Below are 8,161 nucleotides of genomic sequence, written 5' to 3'. Positions count from 1 at the left end.
TGCCGGGCCCGCGACGCCAGCTACGGCACCTCGCTGCGTTACCGAATCGCGCGAATACGGACAGGTATGAGCTGCGATCCGGTGCCTTGCGATGCACCGCATCTGACGCCGCGGGCTGATCCGACAAGATCGACAGGACAGGACCTAGCCGAAACGGCACTCACCGGGCACCTCCACTGCGACCGCACGCATCGACGAAGCAGTGGCCCTTCCCTTACCGGGGGGTGTGTTGTCCCTCCGGTTCAAGCGGTACTACGGCCACCTCCGACGCCCACCCGGCCCGCTCCCACTTCCCGGAGGACGTCCGGTTATAGGAAGCGACGCTTCCGGTGACACCTTTCCGCAGGCCACCGGGCCGGGGAGGGCCTCCCCAGTTCCCGCCGTTACTGTCCGAACGTTCCACGCCCCATACGCCGGGGAGTTCATCGCGGCTGCCTCTCCAGGGTCTTCACCGCTTCCATGGCCTTCGCCCTGACATCCCGGGCTCGGCTCTCCCTCTTCTGCCTTGCGGCAGGACATTAACGACGCGGCAGGCTTCGCGTGATGCTGCGGACCGTTCGGTTGCTCCCCCCACAGGGGCTCTTGACGCTGGGCTTCGACCCGACCCGTTTCCCGGTCAAGCCGCCAGCCTGCTACCGGGCTTCCTGGCAACTACCCGGACCGGACTTTCACCGGCAAGCAACGACGAGCTTACGACCATCCAGCAACCGTTACACGATCAACCTCCGGTCTCTGGGCGCACGATGAGGCTTGTCTAAGGTCTCCGTCATCCCAGCGGGAGGCACTTTCTGCGTGCACACTACCGTCTCGCGTCCCAGGCTCGTCGTCTCCACGGACGGGCGGGGTGTGGTCAGCCATGCCAGGTCCCGCCTGCTGGCCGATCTCGCTGAGGTCACCGGCCTCACCTCCGCTTTCAGTGATGCCCTGCGCCGGCTGAGGCCGCGCGGCACCGGACACGCCCCGGGCCGGATCGCGGCCGATCTTTCGGTGATACTCGCCGACGGCGGCGAGGTGATCGCCGATCTGGCACTGCTGCGCAACCAGCCCGAGGTATTCGGCCCCGTCGCCTCCGCCCCCACCGCCTGGCGGCTGCTGGCCGACATCGGCACCGCCGCCCTCGGTGACCTGCGCGCGGCCCGTGCCACCGCACGCGAGATCGCCTGGGCACAGGCCGGCGAGACCCGGGAGTCCTTCCCCGTCTCACACGCGGGCGGCCAGGAACTTCCCGGTCTGGTCCTGGACATCGACGCCACCCTCGTGACCTGCCACTCCGAGAAAGAACACGCGGCACCGACCTACAAACGCGGCTTCGGCTACCACCCGCTGCTGTGCTTCCTCGACAACACCGGCGAAGCCCTGGCCGGACTGCTGCGGCCCGGCAACGCCGCAGCGAACACCGCCGCCGACCACATCACCGTCCTCGATACGGCCCTGGCCCAGATCCCCGACGCTCACCGCCACGGCACCGACATCCTCATCCGCACCGACAGCGCCGGATCGGCCAAGACGTTCCTGAACCACATCCGCGCCCTGCGCTCACGCGGGATACGCACCGGCTTCTCCGTCGGCTGGTCCATCACCGAGCCGGTCCGCCGGGCGATACGCCATCTGCCCGAGCATGTGTGGCACCCCGCCCTCGAACAGGACGGCACCCTGCGCACCGGCGCCCAGGTCGCCGAGCTGACCGGCCTGGCCGACCTGCCGGGCCTGCCCAAGGACACCCGGATCATCGTCCGCCGCGAGCGCCCGCACCCCGGCGCCCAGCTGTCCCTGTTCGACTGCGAGGAGGGCATGCGCCACCAGGTCTTCCTCACCGACACCCCCCACACCGGCGGCGGCTCCGCGCAGTACCTGGAGGTCCGCCACCGCGCGCACGCCCGCGTCGAGGACCGCATCCGCTGCGGCAAGACGACCGGCTTCGGCCGCTTCCCCTCCCGCCACTTCGCCCTCAACCAAGCCTGGCTGGAGCTGTCCCTGGCAGCCATCGACCTGCTCGCCTGGACCAAGGCTCTGCTCCTTGACGGCGAACTGGCCACCGCCGAACCGAAGAAGCTCCGCCACCGGCTCCTCCACGCTGCCGCCCGCATCACCCGAGGAGGACGGCGCCTCTACCTGCGGATCGCCGCGACCTGGCCCTGGCGACACGAGCTGACCAGCGCATTCACCCGCCTGGCCACCCTGCCCCGCCCAGCCACCTGACCCACCGAACCGCCCCTGACCACCCACGACCCAGGAACCAGGAGAACCCGGCCCGAGCGCCGGACCCTCAGCACGCCCCGAACCCACAGCCACCCACGAGACGAACACCAACACCATCAACCCGGCACAGCCGAACCCAACCGAAAGACCGAGGCTAAGAGTTCGTCGGCGCTGGTGAGCGGCGGACGGGGCGTCGACGGCGGGGCCGGTCTGAAGTCTTGCCGCAGATAACGCCCTATTATCTGCGGCAGCTTGGTTCGTCACCTGCGGTGACGTTCTCCAGCCGCTGCACGAAGCGGCACTGTTATCTGTGGCAAGGGGGAAGCGGTGCCAAGTGTCGTGCAGCTGCCGACTGGCAAGGCGTTGACCGTCCGGGCGGCGGCCGACGTGTTCCTCGACTCGCTCGGCAGCCCAAACACGGTCCGGGCCTACGGGATCGGGGTGGGTAAGACTGCAGAACGGCTCGGCGAGGCTCGTCCGCTGTCGTCGGTGGCGGACGACGAGATCGGGGAAGCCCTCGAACTGCTCTGGGGCGCTGCGGCGGTCAACACATGGAACTCCCGGCGGGCGGGGGTCCTGTCCTGGCTCGGCTGGTGCCGTGATCGCGGCTACGAGGGGCCGATGGTTCCGGCCTGGGTGAAGCGGCTGGCGGTGCCGGACTCCGAAACCCCAGCTCGCTCGAAGATGACGGTCGACCGGCTGATCGCCCGCCGCGACGTCCACCTGCGGGAGAAGACCTTCTACCGGATGCTCTACGAGACGGCCGCCCGGGCTGAGAAGATCCTCGGGTTGAATATCGAGGACTTGGACTTGGCCGGTCGCCGCGCACCGGTGAAGGCGAAGGGCGCCCGCGCCAAGACCCGGCGCCGCGGGCAGGCACGGGAGGACTTCGTGCTGGAGACGGTCTATTGGGACGCCGGCACCGCCCGGCTGCTGCCGAGGCTGTTTCGCGGCCGGACCCGCGGCCCGGTGTTCGTCACTCACCGCCGCCCAGGGCCGGGCAAGGTGCTCTCCGCGCAGGACGTCTGCCCGGATACCGGGATCGCCCGCCTGTCCTACGGTCAGGCCCGCGCCCTGCTGTACGAGCACACCGCGGTGCGCGGGCCCGGTACCGGCTGGGATCTGCACGAGTATCGCCACTTGGCCCTGACCCACCTCGGCGAGCAAGGCGCCTCGCTGCTGATGCTCATGGCGAAGTCTCGGCACAAGAAGCCGGAGAACGTCCGCCGCTACTTCAAGCCGTCCCCCGAGGCAATCGCCGAGCTCAGCAGCCTGCTCGCGCCCGGTGGCGGCATGCGGTGACGACGCTCACTGCGTTCCGAGGTCGTGAGCGGTGCCGTCGGCGACGGCCTGGAGTTTGTCCGGGTTGGCCACGTTGTGGATGGCGGTGATACGACCGTCGGCGTCGAAGTCGAAGGTGACGGTGGCGATCACGCGTCCCGGCCCGCTGAACACGATGCCCGGCCCACCGTTGATCTCGACGAGTTCGGCTTTCATGTCGGCAGGCTCGACGCCCTGGTAGGTGACGGTGCCGGTGGCCGCGAACCAGGCGGCCACCGTGGCCGCGCCCACAACCGGGCGCAGGGCCTGTCGGACCTTGCCGCCGCCGTCGGTCCACAGGGTGACGTCTGGGGAGAGCAGTTCCATCAGGGCGTTGACGTCACCGCCGGTCGCGGCGGCGAAGAACCGCTCGGTGGCCTCGCGCTGCCGCGACCGGTCGGCGGCGAAGCGCGGCCGCCGGGACCGTACGTGCTCGCGGGCCCGGTGCGCGGCCTGCCGCACCGCGGCCTCGGAACGCTCCACCGCCTCGGCGATCTCGGCGTAGTTGAAGTCGAAGACCTCCTTCAGCACGAACACCGCGCGTTCCAGCGGGCTGAGCGTCTCCAGCACCACCAGCATGGCCATCGACACCGACTCGGCGTCCGTGACGGCCTCGGCGGCATCCCCGCCGGTGAGTATGGGCTCCGGCAGCCACGGCCCCACATAGGTCTCCCGCTTGTGCCGGGTGGAGCGCAGCCGTTCCAGCGCCAGGTTCGAGACGATCCGGATCAGGTACGCCTTGGGGTCGGCCACCTGCGAGCGGTCCGCGGCAGACCACTTGATCCAGGCGTCCTGGACCGCGTCCTCGGCGTCGGCCGCGCTGCCGAGGAGGCGGTAGGCCACGGAGAACAGCAGCCGCCGGTGCTCGTGGAAGACTTCCTGGTCGGGGCCGGGGTCGGGGTCGGGGTCGGGGTAGGCGGGCAGGTCGGTCACTGGGCCCTCCGGATGCGGGTGAAGCGGCCCCCGCGGGGCCAGAACGCGCCCGAGGCGGGCATCTTCTTCATACGGCTGTAGGTCGGCCAGGGCGAGGCGGTCACCGTCTCCTTGTACCGGACGGCCATGCGGCCGGTCAGGCAGATCCGGCGCGGGCTGTCATCAGGCCGTGTGAACTGCACCACGGCGTCACCGCGTCCCAGGCTCACCGGCGTGTGGTAGTAGCCGAAGCGGAACGGCTTGGGCTGCCTGCCCCTGAGCACCCGGTCGATCGACAGCGCGGCCTGCACCCCGGTCGGCATGCCGCCCTGGCAGGTGCCGTGCATGACGCCGTAACCCTGGCGGATCGCGGCCGCGTCGCCGATCGCGTACACCTCGGGGTGGGACACCGACCGCAGCGCGGCGTCGGTGACGATGCGTCCGTGCCCGTCGACGGCCAGCCCGGCGGCGGCCGCCAGCGGCGACACCCGCGTGCCGCTCGTCCACAGGACCGCGTCGGCCGCAATGCTCTCCCCGCCCGCCAGTTCCACCGCGTCGGGCAGCACCTTCACCACCTCGACGCCGACGCGTACCTGGACGCCCAGCCGGTCGAGCGCGGCGTGCAGATACGCCTTGGCCTTCGAGTTCATGGCCACACCGGGCTCCTGCCTGCCCAGCAGCACCACGTTCAACTCCGGGTGCCGCTCGGCGATCTCCGCGGCCGCCTCGATGCCGGTCAGCCCGCTGCCCGCGACCACCACCGTGCCGCTGCCGAGCCGCGCCAGCCGGTCGGCCAGCAGCTCGGCGTCCTGGGCGCTGCTCAGGGTGTACGCGTGGTCCTCGGCCCCCGGCACCGCCGAGGTGTCGGCGACGCCGCCCAGCCCGTACACCAGCGTGTCGTAGGGCAGCACCCGGTCGTCGTCGATCCGCACGGTCTTCGCGTCCGCGTCCACCGCCGTCACCCAGCCGCGCACGAACTGCGCGCCCCTACCCTCCAGCAGGTGAGGGATGCTCAGCTCGGCGAGCTGTTGCCCGGTCGCCGTCATGTGCAGGCGCATACGCTCGGTGAACCGCTCCTGCGCGTTCACCAGGGTCACCTGCACGTCCTCACGCCGCTTCACCCGGGCCGCGAGCTGGATGGCCGCAGCCATGCCCGCGTATCCCGCCCCCAGGATCACTACGCGGTGCGCGGTCGCCGTGCCGGTCTCCTGCTGTGCGCTCATCGTTCCGTCCTCCTCGGCTCGCTTGCTGACGCCCACCAGATGGGAGCAGGCGGCCTGGACGTGACATGGGCCGGTTGTGATGCACGACACAGGCCGAATCGGGGCCCACCGGAAGGTGGGCGAAGGGGTCCGCGAAGCCGTCATGACCCGGCGAGCGTGACAACTGTCAGTCCCCTTCGGGGCAAGGGTCAGCAGGAAGTCTCCGGTCAAGCAGGCGACGGTCAGGACAGGTTCGGGACGTCACTCATGCGTCGTCGGCAGCGTCCTTGTCACGCAGGGGACGCAGTCCACCGGGCAAGTCGGGCAGCTGGAAGGAGTAGCGGCCCAGCATGTTCTTATCTGGACGTTTTGGGTGACTGACGTTTTCTCAGCCGAGTTCATTTCCATGAGGTGTTGAGGACGAGTGCGGCTTTGGCGATGGCTCCGATGCGGGAGGGGCTGATCGTGACGTGCTGGAGTGCCCGCCAGCGTTGTTTGAGTTCCGCCGCTGCGCGTTCGCCCAGGGCCCGGATGCCCCGCAGCAGCCGGTTGTGGGTGCGGTTGTCCGCGGCGAGTGGGGAGGAGATGTCGGGGTGCGGGCGGAAGGGCGTGTGGATACCGATGCCGGCCCCGGTGTAGCCCGCATCAGCCAGGGTCGGCAGGCTGTCGCGGGCGGCCGGGTACAGGGCGGGCAGGGCGTGGATGCGGGCGGCGGTCAGGTCGTGCACCGATCCGGGCTCGACGTCGGAGACCCACAGGGGAGTGCCGTCGGGTGCGGCGATGAACTGCACGTTCCCCGCGAAGTGCTTGGCCTTCCCGGAGTACCACAGGTCGTTGCCCTTCTCGGTGGTCCCCGCCACACGGTCGCAGGCGACGAGCGTGCCGTCCAGGACCACATGGGTCATCCCCTCCGCGTGGCAGCGCCGCAACACCTCGTGCAGGTCCGGGGCCTGGCTGGCGAGGACGTCGATGCCTTCGTGTAGGTAGCGGTAACCGGTGGCCTGCGGTATCCCGGCGTCACGGGCCAGGCAGTGCACGCACCCGGCCTCGCGGAACCAGCGCAGCACCAGCATCGCCTGTCGGAAAGGGCCCAGCACGCGGGAGCTCTTCGGGGTGCCGATCCGGCGGCGGTGTCCGGTCAGCAGCCGGGCCAGGTACTCCACCACGTGGCGCGGGACATCGAGCATGGCAGCATAGGGGATCAACGTGAAGCCTCTGGTTCAGCGGACGATCTTGTGGTGAGAACCGTCCTATCAGGGGCTTTACGTCTGTCCATACCCGGGCCATCACTGTCCGATCCGGTCTGCGGTGCCCAGATCAACCCGCTTCGCGAAGATCATTTCGCTGAGAAAACGTCACTGGCTCACCTACGGCCTGGCCGGCAAGGCCCCGAACACAGTGAAGAACTACAAGATCCTCTGCCACACGCATGTAATCCGGGACCTGGGCAAGCGGAGGCTGTCGGACCTGACGGCCGATCACGTGGACAAGTGGCTGGCCGGAAAGGCCAGAACGCTCAGCACACGGACTCTCCAGGCGATCCACTCCTGCCTGAGCCGTTCCGTCCAGCGGGCCATACTGCGCGAGAAGGTGCACCGCAACGTCGTGGCTCTGTGCGAAGTACCGACCGGACGGCCTGGGCGCCCGTCCAAGGCGCTGACGTTCGCACAGGCCGAGGCGGTCCTTGACGCCCTGGAAGGCGATCCGATGCACGCCTACGTCATCGTCTCGCTTCTCACCGGCGCGCGCACCGAGGAACTGCGCCCGCTCACCTGGGATCACGTGGGCCTCGAAGGGCGTCCCGACAGCAAACCGCCCGTGCCGCCGCACATCGCGGTCTGGCGTTCTGTCCGCGAAGGAGGCGACACCAAGACCAGGAAGTCCCGCCGGACACTCGCCCTCCCCGCGCGCGCCGTCGCGGCGCTCCGGGTGCAGCGCCGACGGCAACAACGACAGCGTGAGGCAGCCGGCGTTGACTGGCGGGAGAGCGGGCTCGTCTTCACCTCCGAGGTCGGGACCCCGATGGACGCGGCCAACGTCAGGCGTGCCTTCCGACGGGCGCTTGCCAAGGCGGAGGGCATCGACCCCGCGGAGTGGACCCCGCGGGAGCTGCGGCACAGCTTCGTGTCCCTGCTCTCCGACCACGACGTGCCCGTCGAGGAGATCGCCAGGCTCGTGGGGCACGCGGCGACGGCCACGACGGAGAAGGTCTACCGGAAGCCGATCCGCCCGGTCATCCAGACGGGAGCACAGGCGATGGACCGGATCTTCGGGGCCTGAGCCCGGACCGGAATCCATAGTCACTCAGAGGCCCCCTCCGGATGGGAGGGGGCCTCTGACCTGTGGAGCTAAGGAGAATTGAACTCCTGACCTCTTGCATGCCATGCAAGCGCTCTACCAACTGAGCTATAGCCCCTGGGTGGTCCGCCTCGGGGCTTCCCTTGGCGGCGATGCCTACTCTACACGGGCCTGCCGGGCGATTGCCAAATCGGTTGCTGCCGCGGATGGCGGGTGGGCGGGGGGTGGGT

The 8,161-nt window shown here is 69.6% G+C and carries 6 protein-coding genes and 1 tRNA gene; 3 read left to right on the top strand and 4 right to left on the bottom strand.

All coding sequences use genetic code 11. The features are described from left to right. Positions 1-768 precede the first annotated feature (768 nt). Positions 769-2,199, top strand: a complete 1,431-nt coding sequence (locus RM779_RS33120; RefSeq protein ID WP_311621509.1) for an IS1380 family transposase — start codon at positions 769-771, stop codon at positions 2,197-2,199. A gap of 327 nt (positions 2,200-2,526) precedes the next feature. After that, positions 2,527-3,501, top strand: coding sequence for a tyrosine-type recombinase/integrase (locus RM779_RS33115; protein WP_311621508.1), 975 nt, complete (start codon positions 2,527-2,529; stop codon positions 3,499-3,501). 6 nt (positions 3,502-3,507) lie between these two features. Here RM779_RS33115 and RM779_RS33110 read toward each other — a convergent pair whose 3' ends face one another. From RM779_RS33110 to RM779_RS33100, 3 genes are all read right to left on the bottom strand, one after another. After that, complete coding sequence (locus RM779_RS33110; RefSeq protein WP_311621507.1) at positions 3,508-4,452, bottom strand: RNA polymerase sigma-70 factor; 945 nt, start codon at positions 4,450-4,452, stop codon at positions 3,508-3,510. Next, positions 4,449-5,654 carry an NAD(P)/FAD-dependent oxidoreductase gene (locus RM779_RS33105; RefSeq protein WP_311621506.1) on the bottom strand — a complete coding sequence of 402 codons (1,206 nt, stop codon included), beginning with the start codon at positions 5,652-5,654 and terminating at the stop codon, positions 4,449-4,451. Before RM779_RS33105 ends, RM779_RS33110 begins: the two co-directional genes overlap by 4 nt. A 377-nt stretch (positions 5,655-6,031) precedes the next feature. Beyond that, the gene (locus tag RM779_RS33100) at positions 6,032-6,838 is read right to left on the bottom strand and encodes a transposase family protein (RefSeq protein WP_311621505.1); all 807 of its coding nucleotides are present in this window, start codon (positions 6,836-6,838) and stop codon (positions 6,032-6,034) included. Positions 6,839-6,941: 103 nt separating this feature from the next. Between RM779_RS33100 and RM779_RS33095 the strand changes: the two genes are divergently transcribed. Next, complete coding sequence (locus tag RM779_RS33095; protein ID WP_311621504.1) at positions 6,942-7,913, top strand: site-specific integrase; 972 nt, start codon at positions 6,942-6,944, stop codon at positions 7,911-7,913. Positions 7,914-7,976: 63 nt separating this feature from the next. On the opposite strand, the gene RM779_RS33090 is transcribed toward RM779_RS33095, so the two are convergent. Further along, a tRNA-Ala gene (locus RM779_RS33090) sits at positions 7,977-8,049 on the bottom strand. Positions 8,050-8,161 lie beyond the last annotated feature (112 nt).

It is taken from the genome of Streptomyces johnsoniae (assembly GCF_031845565.1).
In the GTDB taxonomy this organism is placed as follows: domain Bacteria; phylum Actinomycetota; class Actinomycetes; order Streptomycetales; family Streptomycetaceae; genus Streptomyces; species Streptomyces johnsoniae.
The sequence above is the reverse complement of the archived record's forward strand: the minus strand, read 5'-3'. Positions and strand labels throughout refer to the sequence as shown.